Here is a 21,973-nt window from a genome sequence, read left to right on the forward strand (position 1 = left end):
AAAAGGTTCCTTGAAACAAACGAGAATTTGGTGAAGCATAGGCCAGACCAAATGCAATGGGCTGACGTGCGTGGATGGACAACGGACAAAACGCGCGTGGGGCTGACGGGCAATGGACCGCAACCGACTACGAATTTTTTAGGAGTTCATGTATGCCGCTCAAAATACGCAGAGTTGCTGTACTCGGTGCTGGTGTGATGGGGGCGCAGATTGCAGCCCATCTCGCCGCAGCTGGGGTACGCACCCATCTTCTCGATTTGGCAGCCAAGGAACCACACAAGGATCCGAAGATCGCCAAGCTTATCGGCAAAAACTTCCGCTCGACTCCAGCCCTTCTGGCCATTGAAAACCTGAAAAAACTGAAGCCTTCGCCGCTGGCCTCGGATTCGGTTCTGCAGAACCTCATTCCCGGCAACTTCGAAGACGATATGTCGGTCGTCGCCGATGTGGATTGGGTGATCGAGGTCGTTGCGGAACGTTTGGATATCAAAAAAAGCATCCTGAAGCAGATCGCTTCGCATGCGAAGCCCCATATTCCCGTCACGACCAACACCTCGGGCCTTTCCCTGGAAAAGATGTCGGAAGACCTCGACGAGCATTTCCATCGTCGTTTCTTCGGCACGCACTTTTTCAACCCGCCGCGTTATATGAAGCTTCTGGAAATCATCCCGCATTCGAAAAGCGATCCGAAGCTGGTGAAAGAGCTGGCCGACTGGATCGAAAAATACCTGGGCAAGGGCATCGTTTACGCCAAGGACACGATCAACTTCATCGCCAACCGCATCGGCGTCTTCAACATGATGTGCTCGTTCAAGCATATGGAAGACCTGGGCCTGAGCGTGGAAACCGTGGATGCCTTGACCGGCAAACTGATGGGCCGTCCGGCCTCGGCCACCTTCCGCACCATGGACGTCGTCGGGATCGATGTCTTCGCTCATGTGGCGAAGAACGTTCAGCTCTATGCTCCCAAGGATCCTTACATCGAAATGTTCCAGGTTCCCAAATGGATCGAAGGCCTGATTCAAAAAGGTTCTTTGGGCCAGAAATCGAATTCGGTCGGCGCCTATAAAAAGACGACCAATGCCAAGGGTGAAACCGAGATCCTCGCCTATCGTCCGCAAAACGATAGCTACGTGGCTCAGGAACCGCAGACCTTCCCCTGGATGGAACAGACCAAAAAAGTTTATGACACCATCGAACGCCTGAAACTTATTTTGAGCCACAACGATGCCGGCGCCCAGTTCATCTGGAGGACGCTGCGCGATACCATGGCCTATTCCGCGATCCTGCTCGAGGAAATCGCCGACGGTCAGCCGCTCAGCATCGACAACGGCATCAAATGGGGCTTCAACTGGGAATGGGGTCCATTCGAACTCTGGCAGGGCCTGGGTTACGATACCGTCCTGGAGCGCATGAAGCTGGAAGGCGTGAAGCTTCCCGACTGGCTGAAGGCCGGCGTGAAATTCTATAAGCCTGCGCCCAACAGCGTTGATTGGCACCTGACGGGAGCCACGTCTCAGTACCTCGGACCCAAGGGCAAGGATCAGCCGATTCCGAAGCAGCCGCACCTTTTCTATCTGCCGAAGGCGCATAATCCGGAAGACAAGCGCGTGGTGCTCAGCAATGCGAGCGCCAGCCTCGTGGACATCGGTGATGGTGTGGCCACCCTCGTGTTCCATTCCAAGATGAACTCGATCAATGGTGAAATCACCGATCTGATCCATAAATCTGTGGAAAAAGTAAAAAGCGATTTCGCGGGTATGGTGATCGGCAACGACGGTGAAGTGTTCTCGGCCGGCGCCGATCTTCGCGGCATCATCGGTGCGATCAAGGAAAACAAGTTCAGCGACATCGACACGCTTCTGCGCCGCTTCCAGGGCGTGATGCAGATGATCAAGTATGCGCCTTTCCCCAGCGTGAGCTGTCCGCAGGGTCTGGTTCTGGGCGGCGGCTGCGAAGTCTCGCTGCATACCAGCGAACAGATTCTGGCCGGTGATACCTTCGCGGGTCTGGTCGAAGTCGGTGTGGGTCTCATCCCCGGCGGCGGTGGAACCAAGGAACTGGCGGTCCGTGCTTATCAGACGGCGGCCCTTGGTGAAAATGCCGATCCGATGCCCTTTTTGCAGCGCGCCTTCCTTCTGATTGGAATGGCGAAAACCTCGACTTCGGGAACGGAAGCGATCGAAATGGGACTTTATGGTTCCAAGGCGACTGTGACCCTGGCTCGTGATTATCAAATCATTCGCGCCAAACGCCGGATTCTGGAACTCGTGGAAAACGGCTATCAGCCGCCACTGCCCAGGACCCATATCAAGGTTGCCGGCGATCCCGGTATTCAGACTTTCAACATGATGCTCTACAACATGGTGCAGGCACGGCAGATTTCGCCGTATGATGCCCTGGTGGGAGAGAAGGTCGCGACCGTGCTTTGCGGTGGCGAGATCGATGGCGGCCAGACGGTTTCGGAAGAATACCTTTTGGATCTGGAACGCCGGGTGTTCGTCGAGCTTTGCAAAGAGACGAAGACTCAGGAACGCATCGAGCACATGCTGAAGACCGGTAAACCTTTGCGCAATTGATCAGAAAGGACTTTTTCCATGAAAACTGCTTATATCGTCAGTCCCTTGCGTTCGGCGGTGGGCAAGGCCTTCCGTGGCAACCTGCGCAGCAAACGCCCCGATGACCTGTGCGCGGATCTGATCCGAGCGGTGGTCGCAGCCAATCCTGGTATAGATCCCCATGAGATCGACGACTGCATCGTCGGTTGCGCGATGCCCGAAGCCGAGCAGGGTATGAACGTCGCCCGTTTCTCTGTACTGCTTGCGAATCTGCCCGACACAGTTCCCGGCGTGACCGTGAACCGCTTCTGCTCCTCGGGCCTTCAGACCATTGCCATGGCGGCTTTCCAGGTCCAGGCGGGCGCCGCGCACTGCATCCTCGCCGGCGGCACGGAATCCATGTCGCTCGTTCCCATGATGGGGCATAAAGCGGTCGGCAGTCGCACCATCATGAAAGAGGGTCGCGGTGATTATTACCTGGGTATGGGTCTGACGGCGGAGAACGTATCGAAGGACTATAAAGTCAGCCGGGAGGATCAGGATCGCTTTTCGCTGGAATCCCACAGAAAGGCGGCCGAGGCCATTCAAAAGGGTCTTTTCAAAAAAGAGATCCTGCCGGTGAAGGCGACCCTGCGTGCACCTGGTCCGGGTGGAACGGCTCTTGTCCAGGACGTGACGGTGGACACCGATGAAGGTCCGCGCGCGGATACGAGCTATGAAGCGCTGGCCGGTTTGAAGCCAGCCTTCCGCGCCGGTGGTGTCGTGACAGCCGGAAACTCGTCGCAGATGTCCGACGGCGCTGCCATGTGCATGGTGGTCTCGGAAGAATTTGTGAAGAAATATAACCTGAAGCCGATGGCCCGTTTCGTCAGTTTCAGCGTCGCCGGCGTTCCCCCGCGCGTGATGGGGATTGGACCGATTGAGGCGATTCCCCGGGCTTTGAAACTCGGCGGACTCTCGCTCAAGGACATCCAGCGCATCGAACTGAACGAGGCCTTCGCCGCCCAGGCTTTGGCTGTCATGCGGCATCTTGAAATCGATCCAGGACTCGTGAATCCCACCGGGGGCGCGATCGCCTTGGGTCACCCGCTGGGAGCCACCGGCGCGAAGCTCACCGCCACCCTTCTGCATGGAATGGAACGAGACAAGCAGAAGTATGGACTCGTTTCGATGTGTATCGGGACAGGCATGGGCGCTGCAGGGATCTTCGAGAAGCTTTGATCCATCGACTTGATGAAGAATTATCCAGGGGACGCGTCATTGCGTCCCCTTCGCTTTTTTACCTGCTGTTCCGGCTTCCTTTTGCCAGGCAAGAATGAGATGATAGGCCATAAACAAGACAGCCGGTAAAGTTGGGGAAGGTGTGCTCTATGGCCAAGATCCTGATCGTGGATGATGAAATCGACATTTGTGAAATGATGTCCTTCACCTTCGATAGCCAGGGCTTTGAAACGTTTGTGGCTCACGATGCCGCTCAGGCTTTTGAGATCGTGAAGGCAAAGGATCCTGACCTTGTCGTCAGCGATATTCGAATGCCCAAAGGTGGCGGCATGAAGCTGCTCGAAGACATCAAGAAGCATAACCCTAAAAAACCTAAAGTGTTTTTGATTACCGGTTACAGCGACAAGACCCGTGAGGAAGCTTTGGCGGCGGGCGCGGAAGACGTCTTTGCGAAGCCCATCAAGCTGCAGGACCTCATAGATCGCGTGACCAAGGCTTTGGATCTGACTTAAGGATTACAGTCCGGTAAATTTTTGCCTGTTTGGGGGAAGGAGCGATCCTTCCCTTTTTTGCGTTCGGGGGAAGGGGAAGGGTCAGAGGTCGAATGCCCCCAAAAAAGAAAACACCACCCAAGTCTGGATGGTGTTTAATATTTTCTGAGCAGTACCGGATTACATGGGCGCTGGCAAAGAGCCGCCGTCGACCGTCACGGACGACTTGCGGGATTTGCGCTTCGCCTTGGACTTCTTCTTGGCTTTTTTCTTGCCGGCGGCTTTCTTGGTAGCCTTTTTCTTGGCAGCTTTCTTAGCCTTTTTCTTGGCTGGCTTCTTCTTGGCAGCTGCTTTCTTGGTGGCTTTCTTGGCTGTCTTCTTCTTCACAGCTTTCTTCGTCGCCTTCTTAACTGCCTTCTTCTTGCCAGCTTTCTTCGTAGTCTTCTTCGCCATAACTCTCAATTCCTCCTAACTTTGGATGTGATATGAGCCCCACCCGGGACCGACGGGATCTCTAAGGACCCCGGTTACCACCTTACGAAAGAACTGAACCTGATTTTTATCTTAGCACACATCTTTTGCGCGTGAGAAGGATCTCATTATCACCTTCTCTCAAACTTGTTGTTTACCTATCGGACCACATGCTCAGAACTAAAGAGTCGGCTCTTCATTTTCTTCGGGAAAAGCACTCTGAAAAAACCTTTAGCATTTTTTTTCGCTGCGTTTTCCCGACCTTGGAGCCCTTATCGGACCGAGCTTTCAGGCGCCCGGGACTCTCAGTTTCTGCCCTAATTCTGATGAATTTCTGAGGGCTCTTCATCAGCTCCGCTCGCGAGGACCACCCGCTTGTCTGCTGGCGAAGACTTCAAGAGCGGCCTTGGCCTTCTCCGACATGACCGTTTTCACGGCCGGCTGCGGTGCCGCCTGAGGCTGTGGAGCCTTTGCTGCTGAACGCGTTCCCAGATTCACGCCCATCTTCTGGATCATCTCGACCAGGACCGAGTCATCGGTCAGGATAAGGACGAGGCCACCATCATCCGCGTGCTCGATCTCACGAAGGAGCGCGATCCTCGCCTTGTTCCCCTGAGTCCCGGTTTTCCAGTGGAGGGAAAGGAGCGGATGATCAAGGGTTTCCGCAGCGAAAATCTGCTCATTTTTCAGGGCTTTGCTGTCCGGAACGAAGAGTCGATCCAGGGCGAGCCATTCAATACCCGTGGCATAGATTTGTCCCCACTGCTCGGTCGGCATCGGCAGCTCGCCAAGGCCGATCTCGCCCGTGAGTTTCTTCCAGCGGGCACCGAGATGAGTAAAATCCTGGTCGATCCTTTCTCGAAGCTGCCGGAAGGCCTCCTGCTTGCTTTCGATGCCCCGGATCTTTTCCAGCTGGCTTCGTTTTTTGGCCACGTACTGAAGCACGCCGCGGGCCTCGGCCAGGATCAAATGAATGTTATCCAATGCGAGCGACTTCTGACTGCCCGTATGGGTTCGCCATTCTTCCAGAAGACGGCCGAGGTTTTTCACCTGCGCGCGCCAGGTCGCGAGCTCTTCCTCGAACCTTGCCTTCTTCTGAAGGAGAAGGTTTATCTTATTGTAATTATTGATATAATTAATGAGTGAGCGCAGGCTGGTTTCGGCGGGAAGCTGCGCCTTCCGACTCACGATGAGCCACTGCTCACGAGCCTTCCCATATTCAGAAACCACTTTCTCATAGCGGTCATCGAGATCCTGAAGTTTCTGATCATGGAGTTCAGAATGCGCCTCGAGATCGGCATAGAGCTTGCCTATCTGATTCAGGCAAAGGTTCACCGCAAGGCGCGCCTGATCCAGCTCCTGTGCGGCGCTCGGAGCTGGCTGTCCGGGCTGCTCGCCTTCCTTGGCCTGCCAACCCAAAAGCTTATTGAGTTTGACGGCAAGACCATCCTTCTTCCCGGCGTCATCGCCTTCGGAACGCCGCACACCCTCGGCGATTTCCGCGAGGCACTGTTCCAGCTCCCGAATCAGATCACGGTCGATCTGCAAAAAGCGACTGACCGAAGCCCGGTATTCATCATAGGCCGGCTTCACCAGCGAACGGGCGTCCTGGACGGTCTTGCGCGCGGCTTTTTCGAGTTTTTCATAGGCGAGGTATCGGGTCAAAGTTTGAAGGATGAGGCTCCAGTCGATATCGGAATCCGGAGCCGGCATCGTTTTAAGTTCAAGGCTGGAGCTGAGATTCAAAAGCTCCTGCTCGACCTCGCCCAGTCGTTCTTTCAAAACTTTGGGACTGCGGGCCGGATCAAGGAGCGGCGTCGCGGTTTCCTGAATCTGCTCCAGCTGCTTCAGCTCCTGATCCAGGCGGGACGAGAGACTGGTGTCCAGCTGATTCAGGTGAGCCGCCGCACCACCGACATCACGGGCCTGCTGCCTGAGGGCAAAGTTCCGCCGCATGATCGCTTCCCCGTTCTGCAGAAGCTGCTCGATCTGAGTCCGGGTCGGCAGCTGCTCCAAACGCAAAAGCGTCTGAAGGGTCTGGGCCATCTCATCACTCCGCTCGCGACCCTGACGTTCGAAAGCGGATTTGCGCACGCGGCCGAGGGAACGCTGCTGAGCCCTAAGAGCGGTCCCGTCGAACAGAAGATCATATTCACGCAGGACATCACTGAGCGTGACGGCGTCTGCGGCATCCGCGGGAAGATAATCCTTCAGTATTTCCTTCAAACAATTTTCCGAGCGACCGTCAAAGGCCTGACGGTTTTTATAGGCTCGCAGCTGATCCATGCTGCGATCAAGCACCCAGGCATCACCATCATTATCGGTCAGATGAATCGTCGCCGCTTTGATGCGCGGATCTTTCGGACCGCCGAAACCCCAGCGCAGCGCGGCCATGAAGAGCTGCTGCTCATCTTCAGGCGCCTCGAGCACACAAATATTCCGATGGACGCCCTGGTCATTGCGAAAACGCCAGACACGCGGCGTGTCGCCATCCTGCAGGATGATTTTCATACCTTCGATAAACATGCGTGGATTCCTTGTCCCATGGACCTGAGCCCTGTTGGCCTGCATGGCGCGAGGCGGGCTGGTTTTGGACGATACGAGTGGCTTCGTTTCTTTCAGTATAACATCGAAGTCAGCGGTTTGCGTAGGGGTGCGGGACGAACGCTGAGAGTGTCATGGACAACTGAATGCGAGAGGAGTTATTGATAACCGTCATCCAACTTTCTTTGCATGGGTATGTCATGGAATCTCGATTGGCCCTTAGCACAAGCAGTCCCACGGCCCTTCTCGCCCGTTGGGGCACAGCGCTTTTACGCCTTCTGCCAGCGGAAGCTGCGCATGACGTCGGCATGTGGATGCTTGAGCGTGACCTCATTGATTTTTTGCCGCTGCCAAGTTTGTCGCCGCTTCTGGATGGAATGGATGCTCAGGTGCCAGGTGTCGGAGATTTGGCGCACCCCATTGGTCTCGCCGCTGGTTTCGATAAAAATGCTCGCGCGCCCAAGGGTTTTTCCCGCATGGGCCTGTCGTTTTTGGAACTGGGCACCATCACGCCGAGGCCGCAAAGCGGCAATCCCAAACCACGGCTTTTTCGATTGGAAGATCAGGACGGTCTGATCAATCGCATGGGTTTTAATAGTCATGGAGCCGAGCGCGTGAGGAGTCGGCTTGAGAAGCTGGCCTGGAACCACGACCCCGTTCCCCTTGGGATCAATCTAGGCAAAAATAAAGAGACGAGCGAAGACGCCGCGATCGAGGATTACTCGCATGGCCTTGAGGTTTTCGCCCCTTATGCCCGGTATTTCGTGATCAACGTATCATCACCCAATACGGAAGGTCTGCGTGGTCTCGCCAACGAACACTTTCTGAAGGAACTGGCCTTCCGCCATAAAAAAGATCTGGGAAAAATCTGGGTGAAGCTGGATCCCGACATGCCCAGGAAAACCTTTCAGTCCCTGGTGGAGGCTCTGGCGGAAGCGGGTTTTCAAGGCCTTGTCCTGACCAATACGCACAGGGTCGAGCGGCCGGAAAAAGGCGGGATGAGTGGCCATCCGATTGCATTGCAGGCCAATGCCTGTTTGGAATGGGCATATGAAGTGACCCGTGGGTCCTTGCCCTTGATCGCCTCTGGCGGTATTCTTTCAGGTCAGGACGTGTATCAAAGGATAGCCCGGGGAGCATCCGCGGTGCAGATCTATACAAGTCTTGTGTATCGCGGTCCCCTGGCTGTTTTCATGATGCTGCAGGAACTGCGGAATGAAATGGATCTGCGTGGCGTCAAATTTCTGTCGGATGTGAAGGGTAGCTATTACCATGAGTCTCAATCTCGTTCGTCGAATCCGTGACAATCTTCATGGCAGCATTGATATTACGGAACTCGAAGATGCCGTGATCGCCCACCCCTTCTTCCAAAGGCTGCGCCGGGTCAAGCAGCTGGCCTTTCTGCACTATGTTTTCCCGGGTGCGACGCATTCCCGCTTTGAACATTCCCTGGGTGTTTTGCACCTGGGATCCCTGGCCTGGGATAAATTAAAAACCAACCAGGCGCGCCTGCGGAATTCACTGGCCCGCTATCAGGATTTTCCCGGTTCCGAGCCGCGCGGTGAAGGCAGCCATGGGCGGCTCGCACCGACCTTTGGCCTGATGGATGCCGTTTTTTCTTCAGACTATGTGCTGCAGTGTTTCCGTCTCGCCGCCCTGCTTCATGATGTCGGTCATCCTCCCTTTTCCCATAGCGGCGAACATTTCATGCCGACCTGGACCGAGGTGCTGCAGGCCAACCCCGATCTGCCGGATTACCTGCAGAAATATCTGAGGGACCGCATCAGCGAACTGCAGGCCAAGGGCCAGGACCCTGAAAAGGCGCGGGTGCGGCATGAGATTTATTCCATACTCCTTATTGAGCGCATGTTTCGTGATATCTATCGCGGGACCGTCAGCCGTCTGCCGAAATTCGATGTGCGCGATGTGATCGCCATCATCAATCCGGCCATCCCTCCTTCCGAGAATTCTCCGCTTCTGAAGGTGGGCGCCTACCCCTTGGTCCGTGAACTCATCTCGGGCGAACTCGATATTGATCGCATGGATTATCTGCTGCGCGACAGCCGGGAGTGCGGCGTCGTCTATGGCGTTTTCGATGTCGATCGCATCCTTGATTCGCTCTGTGTTTATTATGATGATAATGATCAGCAGCTGCACGTCGCGATCATGCTCTCGGGCCTTGCGGCTTTTGAGGATTATCTGCGGGCGCGCTATTCGATGTATCTGCAGCTTTACTTCCATAAATCATCGGTCGCCGCCGAGGCCATGATGCGGCACCTTACCGATATCCTGCAGGGCTGGCGTTTGCCGGCGCGGGTGGAAAGCTATGCGGCTATTGATGAATACAATATCGGCCAGGCGCTGTATGAGGCGGCGCGCGTTCTGCGTTCCCCAGCGGAGCGGGATGGAGTGATTATCCTGGTCGCGGATCTTTTGTATAACCGGCGGCTTTGGAAGCGGGTCTATGAGATCTCGGGTCCGGCGCAAACGCTGTCGATGCAGACGGTCGCGGAAGTTCAAAAGATCCTGACCCGTCATGGCATTCGCCATCAGCTCATCTCATCGGGGAATTCCCTGACCCGCTTTCAACCGCGCGGCCCGGACTCACGGAGCCGGAATTATCTGCGTTTGATTCGCAAGGATGAACGGCAGCTGCCGCGCATCGCCCCGATCGAGGATCATTCTTCTTTGATAGCCAGCAATGATTCGGTGGCCATTCACCGCATCTACGCAGTGCCTTCCGGAGGGCATGGCATCACCGACATCAAGGCTCTGATTACCGACGAGCTGAAGCTCTGAACGATCAGCGGATGCCCAGGTCTGAATCTTCGATCAGGTATCTGATTTCGGTGTGCTCGGCGTCGGTGCCGCCGGTGCTGCCGGTGCTGCTGGTGCCGCCGCTGCCGGACTGCTCGAACTACTTTCGCCACTCGACGGGGTGGAGGCTTCCGGCTTTTTGTTCGACTTGCCGTCGTAAGCATCCTTATACCAGCCGCTCCCTTTCAATTGAAAGGCGGGCAAACTCATGATTTTGGTCAAAGCCCCTTTGCCGCAGACCGGACAGGTCGTGGGTGAGGGATCGGACATTTTCAGTTGAAATTCCGAAACCTTGGCGCATTCCCCACAGCGAAACTCATAAAGCGGCATCCCTAATTCTCCTCTTCACGTGACGACACCGCACATACATTGTGCCGGTTCAGCTCGTTGTCAAGGGGGGATGTTCGAAGGCGATGTCCTTGCTGATGTCCGTCATAGCCCGAAGGGCCAGCAAAAACCCGCGAGGACCCATAAGGTCCCGCGCGGGCTGGATTTTCTGAGTGGTCGTTTAGGCAGGCTCCAACAAAGGAAAAGAAGCGCGAATCAGGCTTCGCCTCGTTTGATCTTGTCCATGAAGGCGGAGTCCACACGTTGTTTCAGTTCCTGACCCGTCTTCCAGAACGGCAGACGTTTCGGTGGAACCGTGATCTGTTCGCCAGTCTTCGGGTTACGACCCTTGTAGGATTTGTAGTCGCGAACCGTAAACGCACCAAAGCCGCGGATTTCAACTCGATCACCCTGTGCGAGGGTTTCGGTTATGCTGTTGAAAAACAGATCGACCACTTCTTCAGCCTTGGCGAGCGTTATGTCAGCACGTTCGGCCAGACTCTCGATCAGTTCAGACTTTACCATTGATTTCCCCTTGTTAGAAACGGAGGCCCAAGACCTATTCTATCAAGACCTTGTGACGAGACGCAACTATTAGCAGTGGATACTGAAACTTAGCCAGACTTCGTGGCCTTTTGAGGCCTTTAAACTCGCGACATCCTCGTCACAGCATCGTCTTTGGGAGGTGGACAAGCCGAAGTTCTCTCGCCATACTGACCCGCAGACCAGGACCCTGAAAGTTAGGGACGAAAAAAGATCCGGGAGGATTACGAGATATCATGACGAAGTCCAACGTCACCCCCAAGCGCACCGTACAAGCCTCGCCTTCAGCTTTTCCCAACGACGCGACCGTTCTTTGCGGTCGCGATAAATCCTTGACCCATCGCGCGGTGATGTTCGCAGCCCTGGCTCGCGGCGAAACCATCATCCGTGAACCATTGCTCGGCGCGGATTGTCTGTCAACCATGAGTTGTTTCCGGGCCCTTGGTGTTCAGATCGAAGCCCTCGATTCGCGTAGCATTCGGGTCCGTTCGGAAGGTTTTTCCGCCTTCAAGAATCCTTCGGTCGATCTGGACTGCGGCAACAGCGGAACCACGGCCCGACTGATTTCTGGGATTTTAGCGGCGCAGCCCGGACTGAAAGTTCGTCTGACCGGTGACGCCAGCCTTTCCAGTCGACCCATGCGCCGCGTGGTGGACCCCTTGCGCCGTATGGGAGCCATGATCGAAGGTCCTGAAAAGGGCAATTTTCTGCCGCTCACCATTCAAGGACAAAAACTTCACGCCGCCGCGCATGAAGTCGACAAGGCTACGGCCCAGGTGAAATCAGCCGTGCTCCTGGCCGGCCTTTTCTGTGAGGGCGAAACATCCGTGCGCCTGCCCGCAGGTTCCCGCGATCATACCGAACGCATGCTGCAGAGGATGGGCGCGAAACTTGTGACCGAAATCAAGGACGGTTGGGAATTGGTCCGTGTCACAGGTCCTTTCGCTCCACCGCCCGGACGCTATATGATTCCCGTCGATCCATCGTCGGCCGCATTTTTTTGCGTGCTCGGACTTCTGCGCAAAGGAGGAACGCTCCGTTTGCCGGAAGTTTTGGACAATCCCACGCGGACCGGCTTTCTGAAAGTGCTGCAGCGGATGAGTCCGGCGCTGACTCTGACGCCTGATAACGATCAGCGCTTTGTGGAACCTGTCATGCAGATCACGCTGCAGGGTGGCAGCGTCCTCCGTCCGACCGATATTGAAGCGGCCGAAGTTCCCACCCTGGTCGATGAGATTCCCGTCCTCGCCGTGGCCGCAGCTTTTGCGGATGGTCCCTCGACTTTCCATGGTCTGGAAGAGCTGCGCGTCAAAGAAAGCGACCGACTCAGCAAGACGGCCGAGCTTCTGCGACTCGCCGGGGCCGAGGTTTCCGTCCAGGGTGACTCGCTTAAAATCGGCGGGCGCCTCCGTGAGGTTCAGCCTTTCACCTATGATTCAGTCGGTGATCACAGACTGGCCATGGCTGCGGCAATCATGGCTCGACGCAGCAAAAAGCCCTGTTGTATTTTGGATTCGGAATGTGTAGGTGTTAGCTTTCCTGACTTTTATGAGATGCTGGACAGTATCGTTTGACCAAGATATTTTTCGGGAGATTGCATGACGTCGTCCGCCCCTTCATCCCGAACTTGTAAAATCGTAGCTGTCGATGGTCCTGCAGGATCGGGCAAGAGCAGCGTCTGTTCGGAAGTCTGCCGGCAACTCGGCTGGACCTACGTCAACACCGGTTTTCTTTATCGCTCGATCGCTCTGATTGCGCGGCAAAGAAATCAAGGCCTCGAAGACAATGAAGCCCTGCGTGGGATCATCAATGAGTTCTGTGAAGCCCTCCAATGGGATCCGACGACCCAGGCCGTGGGCTTTCATGGTCAGAATTTAACACCTCAGCTTTATACCGACCAGGCCGGCAAGGACGCCAGTTCGATTGCCAAGAACCCTTTGGTCCGTGAACTCCTTCTGCCGCTGCAAAGACGCCTGACGCTGCAATCGCCGGTTGGTGCTATCGTGGATGGCCGTGACATTGGAACGGTGGTCTTTCCCGATGCGGATCTGAAGATCTTCATGACCGCGTCCCTGGAAGTGCGCGCCTTGCGCCGCATGGGCCAGCTGCAGGAAGGGCAAAAACCTGATCCCGCGGAATTGGAAGCGATCAAGACCAGCATCCTGCAGCGCGATCAGCAGGACGCCAAACGCGGAACAGCGCCTTTGATTCAGGCGCCGGACGCCATCGTTTTTGATACGAGCGATCTGGATATCAAAGGGTCGATCGCGGCCATGATCCAGCTGATTCGGAACCACATTCCTTCATAATCTCGCGCAACATCATCAGCAGCGGACGCGCCCCATGGGGCACTGAAAGCGGCTCATTCGAAGCCGCCGTCACAGGGCGCCGCCATCGACTTTTTCGGGCGCTTCGTCATGGGGTGATGGTTGCTGCTTTTGCGGAGCCGCGTCACGGGGCGCGGCCATAGGCTTTTGCAGGCTCCTGCGCCTTGCATGAAGGGGCGTGGGGCGCCGCGGCATCTGTTTGAGCGGGGCCGGGGCAGGAGCCTCGATGGGCTCTGTCTGCCTTAGGATTTGCTGCTGGCCGGACTGCAGAAGGGCGAGGGTTTCCTGCATGCTTTTGAGGGCCTCTTGAAAGCCCCGACTCTGCTCGTGCAAAGCTTTTTGAAACGCCGCCTGCGCCTCTTCCATCTTGCGCCGCAGACCCTGCTGAGCCACGAGGAGGGCACGGATGTCCTGATGAAAGCTACCGAGGAAGGCTCTTAATTCCTGCAGCTCTGCCTGGGAAAAAGCCAGGGTTTCCTTCTGCTGGATCAGATATTCCAGCACGCGGAGCTGCTGCTTATCCTGGCGGTCGCTGAGCCCTTGCTGGGTTTCCAGCCCATCCCGGATATCCTGAAAGCGCTGAAAACCGGCTTCATCCAGTTTATGCAGCTGACTTTTCAAAAGATCGGTGGAACGCTCCTCATACTGCAAAAGCTTTTCCTGCAGGACGACCAGAATATCACTGAAACGATCATCCAGGCTGTCGATCGCCTGTTCAATGGCCCGCGAGGAACTCTGGTGCGTGGCGGTCGCCCGGGTCCATTCCTGATAATCCCGCACGTCGGCTTCCCGATAAACCGGCCGCAGATAACGATCCCGCCGGATCCGCGCCACCCGCAGTTCCTTGCCGGAAATTTGCGTCAGCCGGGACCTTTTGATACCCAGAAATTCCATCACCTGATCGGCATCCCAATTGAACTCATCCACCAGATCCTCATCGCCCCTCAGGTTGATGATCATCGGCAGCTGTCGATCCTTTTGCGAAGGCGGAATTTCATGCTCCATCCAGGTGTCCTTTAGAAAAGTCGCGCGGCTTTGATGGCCCAGCGGTCCAGTGATTTGAACAGCTCAATATTTTTATAGTCCTTCTTGTTCTCGAAGAAAAGCTGGAACGACATGAAATGCTCGCCCTCGCGAAAACGGGTCAGGTCGAAATAGAGCCCAAGGTTCACAGGGCTTTCGACTATGGGCCTTGTGTCGTTGTTGTTGCGCTTCTTCAGATCGTCGCCGTTGATATCCTTCACATAATACCGGGGGATATTGCCGTCCTGGAGCATCTGCTGCGACGGCCGCATCAGTACGTACATCATGCGATCCTCACCGATCAGGCTGGCCCAGTATTCCTTCTCGGGCTTCTCTTCCTTTTTCAGAAAATTGAGGAGCCCGCTGCCGACGCTCTCTTCCTCATAGGCTTTCATATTGGTGTTGAATTCATAGCGGCTGGGGCTTTCCCGCAGGGCGAAGCCGTAGTAAAAGCCGCTGCCGCGATTCAAGCTTTTGATCCCATCCAAAGGATTATAGATGATGGCAGGGAGGATGACGGAATTACTGAAAAAGCTGACCTCGGTATACATCCCCACTTCAAAGTTCAGCTTCAGGAACTGATAGATGAAGGTGACCCGCACGATGGTGCGCACAGGCCCGGTTTTAAAGGCTTCCAGGCGACTGTTCACCGAACGATGATTCACCTGCAGGGTCAGAAAATACTTAAGGTCCGCCTTGGCATAAAAGGTCGAGGAGTCGATAAGCGGCACCTTGTCCGCACCCGGCACAGGCCCTGGTTTCACCATGTCGACGCCATTGACGACCAGATAATTTTTCTGATCAAAACGATAGCGATAGCGCGAGGTCATGATTTCACCCGACTTCAGATTGAAGACGACATATTTCTGATCGACCTGGCCTGGCATATTCTGCAGATAAACCGCGACATAGACCGCACCTTCCGCGGTATCCGGCACCCCGGCCGGCGGCGTGATGCGAATCTCAAAAACTGCGTGCGGGGTCTGCCCACTCGGCCAGGATTTGGGCGCACCCACCGGCCCCACGTCGTCGCCCATGAAACTCAGCTCGTCCAGATTATTGAAGACGTTGTCGCCGGTTTGCAGATTGGGCTGAGGCCCTTCGTTCAGGACGTAATCACCGATGCCATTGATTTCATCGATCTGAAAGGGAATGGGCACAGCTTCCCCCGTGGGGCCTGTGCGAAAAACGCGATAATTCCGGGTGGGGTATTGAGCAATGGCCCGCATTTTATGAGCCGGAATGACAATCGGGGCCCGATGAATGCCAGCCTCCAGGGGCGCCATCCAAAAAAAGAGCCACAGAGCCAGCCCCAACTGCAGACGAGCGACCCAACCCGATTGTGCCATCTTTGTCCCTCCACTCCGCTCCATGATCTGGGCCATGGAATCAGGACGTATTTTAACATGAAATGGGGGAGGCCTGTTCAAATCCGGCTCATAGGCCCTTATTTCCAGGTCTTCATATCCCGGGTGAAGCGCGTGATCGCGTCATCCATCACGTCATGCGGCTTCAGACGGCGCCTTGTGATCGCATAGATATTCTCTTTGATATTTTTCGGGCGGTAGATGACCTCAAGCTTTCGGGCCTTTAATTCGTCCTGCACGACGACCTGGGGCACCAGAGCGCAGCCCTCACCGGAAAGCGCGAGGAGGCGCAGCATGGCCATGTCCTCGATCTCGCCCAGGATCACAGGACTGACCCGGTGCTGGACGCAAAAATGTTCCCATTCGTTACGGATGCGGCTTTCCAAAGTGGGCACGAAACAGGGCAGGCCGTCCAAGGCCTTGGGCCAGTCCTCTTTCGGATTTTGGAAACGCTTATGCCCGACAAGGTCGACCGGGAGTTCGGCCAGTCTTTGGTTGAAGATCTCCTGATCCTGATCGCTGCGGACGGGCATATTGGAAAGGACAACGTCGAGGTCATGACTGTGGAGCTGCCGCACCAGCTCGCTGAGCGAGCCCTCGGTCAGTCGAATGCGGATGGAACGCTCAAAAATCAGGGGTTTGACGAAGGCATACTGAAGGTTCTTCGACATCGAATTCAGGGCCCCGATTCGCGCCAGCTGCGGTTTGGCCGAAGGCCCTTCGCTGGTCGTCAGAACTTCGTAAAGCTCCTGCCCCGATGTGAAGATGGTATTCGCATACTCCAGCGCGATCTTGCCCGCTTCAGTCAGCACCAGGCTGCGGCCCTGACGCGTGAAAAGTTTTTGGCCGAAGGACTCTTCAAGGGCCTTGATTTGTCCGCTCAGATTGGACACGGAAAGCCGCAGGCGTTTGCCGGCCTTCGTCATGCTGCCGTCCCTGGCGATGGTCCAAAAATAATAAAGGTTATGATAATTCAGCCACTTGTCCATGCTGTTCCCCCACGAAAAAGGATACAGCCTCGACTGAATTTCAAACAGAACAAAAAGCCGGCTCAGTTTTCGCCCTGAGCTTGGGTGAAGGCCGGCTTGTCTTCGACTTCTCGAAGGGCCATGACTAAGAATTCGATTTCGTACGAGTATCAAGCTATCCGTTGATCCTGAAATCGCCCTTTCCTCACGGCGGTGCGCTGGTATTGAAAGCTCTGGTGTTAACAGAAGTTGGCCAGCCCGTAAAGCTCATCGTTTGGCCTGCGATGGGCATAAGAAAGCTCGCCATAATGGAGTTACTGCTCAGTCCTGCCACTGTATCGAAAGTTGAGGCTGTATACCCATTATCCGTCAAAGCACTGGCCTGAAGGTTAGCTCCCTGGGCGATGGATTTATAGCCAGCCGAACTTTCCCAATAATTGTTGTCCAATGAGAGCTGGAGGCCATTGCCATAGTTGAAATTGCAGGAGACCGCTTCATCCGCTTCGGTATTCGCGTTATTAGGCGCCAGATGCAGGGTCAATCCCCTGCATCCTGAGCTGCTATCACCTTTACAGTAGATATTGTTAGCGTCAAGGCTGGCATTGACATAGTTGTCAACGGAACAGGATGGACTTGAACTCCAGCAACCGTGATTACCATTGTCAGAAGTCCCGCATTCCTTGCCCTGAGCATAGAACAGATCACAGTAAGTACCTGGACTATTGCCACAGTCGATGGTCAGCTTGTTCGCTGAAAACTGAACAGCTCCCGAATCAGAGCTTCCGCCTGTGATCAAGGCCTTGCTTACCTTTATGACATTCTGTTGGTAAATGACGCTCGCTGTCGAGTAATGGGTACTCATGTCAGCATATTCACAGTTTAAGGTGGATTGGCTGACTGTCGTTGTTCGATTATTCCTACTGTATAGGGGGCGGCGACACTCACTGATTGAAAGACCTGTTAGATTCAAATCCGTGCTTCGCCCAGAATCTATCAAAAGGGTCGTGCCCTTCCCGGCAAAGCTGTTCTGAGCATAACCAAGAATGTCAGCATTATTACCCCAGCTCAGCAAGCCATCGTAGTTCGCGGCCAACTCATGGGAAGTGAATTGATTGCCCGTGACCGTCGTATTCGCTGCCGTTCCTGACTGCTTCACACCAGCCGAGAAAGTTCCCGAGTTATTGATGAAACTGGTGTTGCCGTCCCCCTCACTGACGCTCAATCCAGTTTCCCAGGCATTGAAAGTATTATGGCGGACCATGAGGTTATCCAAACCAGTCTTATAGATGGCTCCAGTTGTGGTATTGGTGCAACCGCTGCCGTCGAACTCATTATATTCAACCAGGCCACCATTCAGTCTGATCTGACGAATGGATCGGAACTTCACATACCGTATCAGGTTGCCAGCCGTGACTCCGGGAGGGGCTCCATTGAAAAGAAGCTCCATACCGCCCCCAGGCATGCAGCTTCCTGTATTGAGCGTTACCGTCCTGATGGTCACAGGGTCGGCCGCACTGCCCTCGAAACGGACAGGCCCGTTGAATTTAACGGACAGATTATCATCGACAAAGACCGTGGCTCCCGCCTCAATCGTCAGGCGTCCCTTGAAAATAAGGGATTCGGCACCTTGTTTGAACCAGAAGGGACTCTGCCCCTTCTTGAGCACGACGTCGTCTGTGTAAGTTGTGGCGTAAACAATAGTGCGTCCCGTACTTGCCAGGTTGATGTTATCCTGCACCACTGTCGATTCACGTCCGGCGTAATCACGAACTTTGGCATAAACGATCTTCGCACCATCACTGCTGCTGAGCTGCCAGTCGAGGCGGCTGTTAAACGACTGCTTATCGCTCTCCTGGAAACTATTGGAAATGTTGCTGAAAAGAACCTCTGCTAGACCCGAGCCACTATCCGCAGCAAGCAAATCGATGGAGACGCTGCGGGCAGCGCTTTGCTCCCATCCATTGAGAATTTGAATGCTGCTGAGCGTAGGAGCCTCTGTATCCACCAGGATGCTGTCGCTGTAGGGTGAGCTTTCCAGTCCGTTGAGATCAGAGAACATGACGTAAAGTTTTTTAGCCCCATCGTTCTCAAAGGTCCACTCGTAGGTTCTTGCCACAGGAACCCAGTTGCGATTCAAAAAGGAAGGTTCATCAGAGATCTTCATGAGCGAACTGTTCTTGTCAAAACTGATGTCGAGAAGCACCTTACGACTGAGCGACAGCTTTTCCGTTCGACCCGCGATGCTCGGAGTCATGTCTGAGCGAATGGACAAAGCACCTTCAGGGCCATTGGACAAAGAAAGCGGGAGCTCCCCTAGATCGACTGTTTCACCGGACTTGATCTCCACTTCCAGGCTTAGGATGGCAAAGCCGGTGTGCTGCGCTTTCAGAGTGAGCGTTCCCTCAGGAAGTCCGGCCAGAGTAAAGGCTCCGTTTTCATCCGTCTTGGCGATGTAGGAGGTTCCCGGAATATAGACGTCGGAGCCTGTAAGATCCAGATTATTGGCATTGTCAAAGAACGTTACCTTGCCACTGACAGCACCAGACTTTTTGAACTCATGCGCTCCCAGCTGATTGGTTTCCTTATGGCGAACCACAACGTCCTTGAACATCTTTGCGTATTGAGCTGGGCCTTCCGTTAGGGATGTTCCATCGCTGGACGTCACGATTACGTTCAAAGTGCCCGGCAGAACATTGTCGAGGACAAACGAACCATCCCCAGAAGTGGTGCCTACAATTTCCGGGTGATTCTGGACCGTGATATTGGCATTCGCAACAGAAGACGCTGATGCGCCTTCGGAAACCATAAGGGTACCGCTGATCGTTCCACCAACGCTGGCAGACCCGACTTCCACGACGCGGCTCGATGAGCTGTTGGAGTCACTGCAATTGCTTGGCCCCAAGACCCCCAAGACCCCCAAGACCGCTACAAGAAAAAGATTCGATTGGTATTTTGCTAGCATCGTCCATCCCAGGCCAGGCCGGCCATCACAAGGTCACGAACACACCAAGACCCCCATCGGTCCAGACTGATTAAAAAAAAGCGGTCTTTTGGAATTTTGCACAAGCTCGCACCTGGTGAGCTTGTGAAGCAGGCTAACCTGTTAGGGTTGAATAGGATTTCTAAAGCTTACTTTTCAGTCACAGTTGAAAGAGCCGCAGGAAAAAGTGCGGGGCGGAGCCGCGCTCCTAGGACGTGAGGGCACCTACTTTTTGTTTCCTTTACGCTTGCCACTTCGGGCTTTTCCCAGCAGCCTGCTCAGTTTTCTTTCGACACTGTAACAGCTGTCAAGGTCAACCCTGGTCGATTCCAGGTGATCGGCAAGAATTCAGAGACTGACCAGGTAAGCGCATGGTACTCACGCATCATGAACAAGCCCGTCACCAATGATGACTGCTTTCGTTTGGCCGTGATCGCCTATAGCAGCGGTCATCCATTCACGATAGGAAAGGACGCGACCGATGCTATGGTCTGCACTCTGGGCAAGGAAGTATCGAAATGAATCCAAAAATTCGACGTCTGGCAGCTTTAAACTTATGGCTCGCCGCAAGCATAGGCTGCAAGTCGATGCCTGATTCCACCTTGAGAAGCCAGGAACCGATAAACTCAGAAAAACCTGCGGAACCGAAGATGGTGTCAGGCAAGAAAACCAGCCTTATACTCGACCTCCTCACACCGACTGAAGACGGGCCGTGAGCCCCTCGAAAAGGTTACAGCCTCGACTGACTTTGGCTCAGTTCTCGCCCTGAGCTTTGGTGAAGGCCGGCTTGTCTTCGACTTCAAGCAGCCTTTCGCAATGCATCCAACGGAATATGGTGCTGATGCGTCTCAAAAGTTCGAGGACGTCCGCGTCCTGAGGCATGGGCGCACCGGCCTTCCGGTTGAAGCGACAGCGGTGATGATCGACCAGATCAGGCATGGCCACAGCATCCGGATAGACCTTGGTGCCGCGGTTCGAGATCATGGTCAGAGTCAGAGGCAAACCCTGGGCGCAGCGTTCCAATTCGCGGCCGATTTCCTGCAAAGGGGCTGTGCTTTCGATGAAGACATCCACACCCACGTCCTGGCGTTTTGCAGGCTGTTTATCGCAGCTATAGACGCGGCCCATATCCCAAGGCCGATAGGGCCGCGTCTGCGTCCGCCCCGGCGCTGTTGCCAGATTGGATTCCACGAGTTCAGCAAAAACGCTCGTGCCGACCGCCTCGTGCAAAGGTGCGACATCGCTGGTGGCTGCAGCGCCGGAACCCCAGGTGTAAAGAAGGGCGTTTTCCAGCCGCTCCGCTTCCGCGAAAAGGCCCAGGTGCCTGAGCAGCATCACACCGGAAAGGACGTGGGCGCTCGGGTTGGCCAGATTTTTTCCGGCGATGGATGGGGCCGAACCATGGACGGCTTCAAAGATGGCCACATCGCGACCGATGTTCGCAGACGGCGCAAACCCGAGTCCACCGACCAGGCCCGATGTCAGATCGGAAAGGATATCACCGTTCATGTTTGAAGTGACGATCACTTCGAACTGCTCGGGAAAGCGCACGAGCTGATGCGCGCAGTTATCGACGATGATGTGCTGGGCTGTGATGTCCGGATATTCGCTGGCGATTTCTTCGAAAGTTCGTTTCAAAAGGCCTTCTGTTAATTTCATGATGTTCGCCTTGGTCGCGCAGTGGACCTTGGTCCGGCCCTCGGCGCGGGCGACTTCGAAGGCGAGGCGCACGATTTTTTCGCAACCTTTGCGGCTCATGAGCTTCAGGCACTGGGCGACGTTCGGTGTTTGCATATGCTCGATGCCCGCATAAAGGTCCTCGACATTCTCACGCACGACCACGAGATCTATGTTGCGGCCGTAATAAGGCGTGGGGACGCCGGGGATGATGCGAATAGGGCGAATATTGCCGAAGGTTTCGAAGGACTTTCTGAGCGTGACGTTCGCGCTTTTTTCCCCGTAGCCTACGGGTGTTTCCAGCGGCCCCTTCAGGACAAGGCCCGTATCCAGAATCGAGTCGATCGTTTCCTGGGGCACGCCCGAGGGAATTCCTTTCCTGAAAACCTTGGCCCCGGCTTCCGCCTCCTGCCAGATGATGGGCGCACCGACAGCTTCCAGCAAACGTCTGGTGACTGCGGTCACTTCAGGTCCGATGCCGTCGCCCGGAATAACGGTGACTTTGTACGGAGGCTTTGGTTTTTGCATGGCTTGATCCCTTCACGATAAGGCCAGGATGGAGTTCCCAGGCGATATCTGAGTATCGGAAGAAGCCTCACTTAAGAAAATCAGAAAAATCTGTAGGGATTGTTCGGTTAAACCGAACAGTGCACACCGCA

At 55.0% G+C, this 21,973-nt stretch carries 17 protein-coding genes; 8 read left to right on the forward strand and 9 right to left on the reverse strand.

What is annotated here, in order from left to right; genetic code table 11:
- Nucleotides 1-152 precede the first annotated feature (152 nt).
- The 3 genes from VFO10_RS13275 to VFO10_RS13285 all read left to right on the forward strand — a co-directional run bounded on the left by VFO10_RS13275 (nucleotide 153) and on the right by VFO10_RS13285 (nucleotide 4,291).
- Nucleotides 153-2,579, forward strand: coding sequence for a 3-hydroxyacyl-CoA dehydrogenase/enoyl-CoA hydratase family protein (locus VFO10_RS13275; protein ID WP_325140871.1), 2,427 nt, complete (start codon nucleotides 153-155; stop codon nucleotides 2,577-2,579).
- 18 nt (nucleotides 2,580-2,597) lie between these two features.
- Nucleotides 2,598-3,779, forward strand: coding sequence for an acetyl-CoA C-acyltransferase (locus tag VFO10_RS13280; protein ID WP_325140874.1), 1,182 nt, complete (start codon nucleotides 2,598-2,600; stop codon nucleotides 3,777-3,779).
- A 149-nt stretch (nucleotides 3,780-3,928) separates the two neighbouring features.
- The gene (locus VFO10_RS13285) at nucleotides 3,929-4,291 is read left to right on the forward strand and encodes a response regulator (RefSeq protein WP_325140876.1); all 363 of its coding nucleotides are present in this window, start codon (nucleotides 3,929-3,931) and stop codon (nucleotides 4,289-4,291) included.
- Nucleotides 4,292-4,450: 159 nt separating this feature from the next.
- On the opposite strand, the gene VFO10_RS13290 is transcribed toward VFO10_RS13285, so the two are convergent.
- On the reverse strand, nucleotides 4,451-4,723 hold the full coding sequence (locus VFO10_RS13290; RefSeq protein WP_325140878.1) for a hypothetical protein: 273 nt from the start codon (nucleotides 4,721-4,723) through the stop codon (nucleotides 4,451-4,453).
- Nucleotides 4,724-5,089: 366 nt separating this feature from the next.
- Complete coding sequence (locus VFO10_RS13295; protein WP_325140880.1) at nucleotides 5,090-7,267, reverse strand: hypothetical protein; 2,178 nt, start codon at nucleotides 7,265-7,267, stop codon at nucleotides 5,090-5,092.
- A gap of 218 nt (nucleotides 7,268-7,485) precedes the next feature.
- On the opposite strand from VFO10_RS13295, the gene VFO10_RS13300 reads away from it, so the two are divergent.
- Entirely contained in the window at nucleotides 7,486-8,589 is a 1,104-nt protein-coding gene (locus VFO10_RS13300; protein WP_325140882.1) for a quinone-dependent dihydroorotate dehydrogenase, read from the forward strand.
- The gene (locus tag VFO10_RS13305) at nucleotides 8,558-10,084 is read left to right on the forward strand and encodes an HD domain-containing protein (RefSeq protein ID WP_325140884.1); all 1,527 of its coding nucleotides are present in this window, start codon (nucleotides 8,558-8,560) and stop codon (nucleotides 10,082-10,084) included. Before VFO10_RS13300 ends, VFO10_RS13305 begins: the two co-directional genes overlap by 32 nt.
- Before the next feature lie 33 nt (nucleotides 10,085-10,117).
- Here the strand turns inward: VFO10_RS13305 and VFO10_RS13310 are convergent, their stop codons facing one another.
- Nucleotides 10,118-10,432, reverse strand: a complete 315-nt coding sequence (locus VFO10_RS13310; protein ID WP_325140886.1) for a zinc ribbon domain-containing protein — start codon at nucleotides 10,430-10,432, stop codon at nucleotides 10,118-10,120.
- Between the two features lie 213 nt (nucleotides 10,433-10,645).
- Nucleotides 10,646-10,954 (reverse strand): HU family DNA-binding protein, encoded by a 309-nt coding sequence (locus tag VFO10_RS13315; RefSeq protein WP_141732027.1) that lies wholly within the window; start codon nucleotides 10,952-10,954, stop codon nucleotides 10,646-10,648.
- Between the two features lie 254 nt (nucleotides 10,955-11,208).
- Here VFO10_RS13315 and aroA point away from each other — a divergent pair, with 254 nt between their 5' ends.
- Nucleotides 11,209-12,546, forward strand: a complete 1,338-nt coding sequence (aroA, locus tag VFO10_RS13320; RefSeq protein WP_325140888.1) for a 3-phosphoshikimate 1-carboxyvinyltransferase — start codon at nucleotides 11,209-11,211, stop codon at nucleotides 12,544-12,546.
- Nucleotides 12,547-12,570: 24 nt separating this feature from the next.
- Complete coding sequence (gene cmk / locus VFO10_RS13325; protein WP_325140890.1) at nucleotides 12,571-13,281, forward strand: (d)CMP kinase; 711 nt, start codon at nucleotides 12,571-12,573, stop codon at nucleotides 13,279-13,281.
- Nucleotides 13,282-13,350: 69 nt separating this feature from the next.
- Here cmk and VFO10_RS13330 read toward each other — a convergent pair whose 3' ends face one another.
- From VFO10_RS13330 to VFO10_RS13345, 4 genes are all read right to left on the reverse strand, one after another.
- Nucleotides 13,351-14,304 (reverse strand): hypothetical protein, encoded by a 954-nt coding sequence (locus tag VFO10_RS13330; protein ID WP_325140892.1) that lies wholly within the window; start codon nucleotides 14,302-14,304, stop codon nucleotides 13,351-13,353.
- A gap of 11 nt (nucleotides 14,305-14,315) precedes the next feature.
- Entirely contained in the window at nucleotides 14,316-15,671 is a 1,356-nt protein-coding gene (locus VFO10_RS13335; RefSeq protein WP_325140894.1) for a hypothetical protein, read from the reverse strand.
- 98 nt (nucleotides 15,672-15,769) lie between these two features.
- A complete protein-coding gene (locus VFO10_RS13340; protein ID WP_325140896.1) occupies nucleotides 15,770-16,678 on the reverse strand; it encodes a LysR substrate-binding domain-containing protein in 909 nt (302 codons plus the stop codon).
- A gap of 184 nt (nucleotides 16,679-16,862) precedes the next feature.
- Nucleotides 16,863-19,559, reverse strand: a complete 2,697-nt coding sequence (locus tag VFO10_RS13345) for a carboxypeptidase regulatory-like domain-containing protein (protein ID WP_325140898.1) — start codon at nucleotides 19,557-19,559, stop codon at nucleotides 16,863-16,865.
- Nucleotides 19,560-20,024: 465 nt separating this feature from the next.
- On the opposite strand from VFO10_RS13345, the gene VFO10_RS13350 reads away from it, so the two are divergent.
- Complete coding sequence (locus tag VFO10_RS13350) at nucleotides 20,025-20,159, forward strand: hypothetical protein (protein WP_325140900.1); 135 nt, start codon at nucleotides 20,025-20,027, stop codon at nucleotides 20,157-20,159.
- Between the two features lie 231 nt (nucleotides 20,160-20,390).
- Here VFO10_RS13350 and VFO10_RS13355 read toward each other — a convergent pair whose 3' ends face one another.
- Entirely contained in the window at nucleotides 20,391-21,842 is a 1,452-nt protein-coding gene (locus tag VFO10_RS13355; RefSeq protein WP_325140902.1) for an NADP-dependent isocitrate dehydrogenase, read from the reverse strand.
- Between the last annotated feature and the right edge of the window lie 131 nt (nucleotides 21,843-21,973).

It is taken from the genome of Oligoflexus sp. (genome assembly GCF_035712445.1).
Lineage (GTDB): Bacteria > Bdellovibrionota_B > Oligoflexia > Oligoflexales > Oligoflexaceae > Oligoflexus.

Bases quoted from the DNA above. Each gene is read 5' to 3' on its own strand.
- VFO10_RS13275 (WP_325140871.1), top strand. From the start codon at position 153: ATGCCGCTCAAAATACGCAGAGTTGCTGTACTCGGTGCTGGTGTGATG.
- VFO10_RS13280 (WP_325140874.1), top strand. From the start codon at position 2,598: ATGAAAACTGCTTATATCGTCAGTCCCTTGCGTTCGGCGGTGGGCAAG.
- VFO10_RS13285 (WP_325140876.1), top strand. From the start codon at position 3,929: ATGGCCAAGATCCTGATCGTGGATGATGAAATCGACATTTGTGAAATG.
- VFO10_RS13290 (WP_325140878.1), bottom strand. From the start codon at position 4,723: ATGGCGAAGAAGACTACGAAGAAAGCTGGCAAGAAGAAGGCAGTTAAG.
- VFO10_RS13295 (WP_325140880.1), bottom strand. From the start codon at position 7,267: ATGTTTATCGAAGGTATGAAAATCATCCTGCAGGATGGCGACACGCCG.
- VFO10_RS13300 (WP_325140882.1), top strand. From the start codon at position 7,486: ATGGAATCTCGATTGGCCCTTAGCACAAGCAGTCCCACGGCCCTTCTC.
- VFO10_RS13305 (WP_325140884.1), top strand. From the start codon at position 8,558: ATGAGTCTCAATCTCGTTCGTCGAATCCGTGACAATCTTCATGGCAGC.
- VFO10_RS13310 (WP_325140886.1), bottom strand. From the start codon at position 10,432: ATGCCGCTTTATGAGTTTCGCTGTGGGGAATGCGCCAAGGTTTCGGAA.
- VFO10_RS13315 (WP_141732027.1), bottom strand. From the start codon at position 10,954: ATGGTAAAGTCTGAACTGATCGAGAGTCTGGCCGAACGTGCTGACATA.
- aroA (WP_325140888.1), top strand. From the start codon at position 11,209: ATGACGAAGTCCAACGTCACCCCCAAGCGCACCGTACAAGCCTCGCCT.
- cmk (WP_325140890.1), top strand. From the start codon at position 12,571: ATGACGTCGTCCGCCCCTTCATCCCGAACTTGTAAAATCGTAGCTGTC.
- VFO10_RS13330 (WP_325140892.1), bottom strand. From the start codon at position 14,304: ATGGAGCATGAAATTCCGCCTTCGCAAAAGGATCGACAGCTGCCGATG.
- VFO10_RS13335 (WP_325140894.1), bottom strand. From the start codon at position 15,671: ATGGCACAATCGGGTTGGGTCGCTCGTCTGCAGTTGGGGCTGGCTCTG.
- VFO10_RS13340 (WP_325140896.1), bottom strand. From the start codon at position 16,678: ATGGACAAGTGGCTGAATTATCATAACCTTTATTATTTTTGGACCATC.
- VFO10_RS13350 (WP_325140900.1), top strand. From the start codon at position 20,025: ATGAACAAGCCCGTCACCAATGATGACTGCTTTCGTTTGGCCGTGATC.
- VFO10_RS13355 (WP_325140902.1), bottom strand. From the start codon at position 21,842: ATGCAAAAACCAAAGCCTCCGTACAAAGTCACCGTTATTCCGGGCGAC.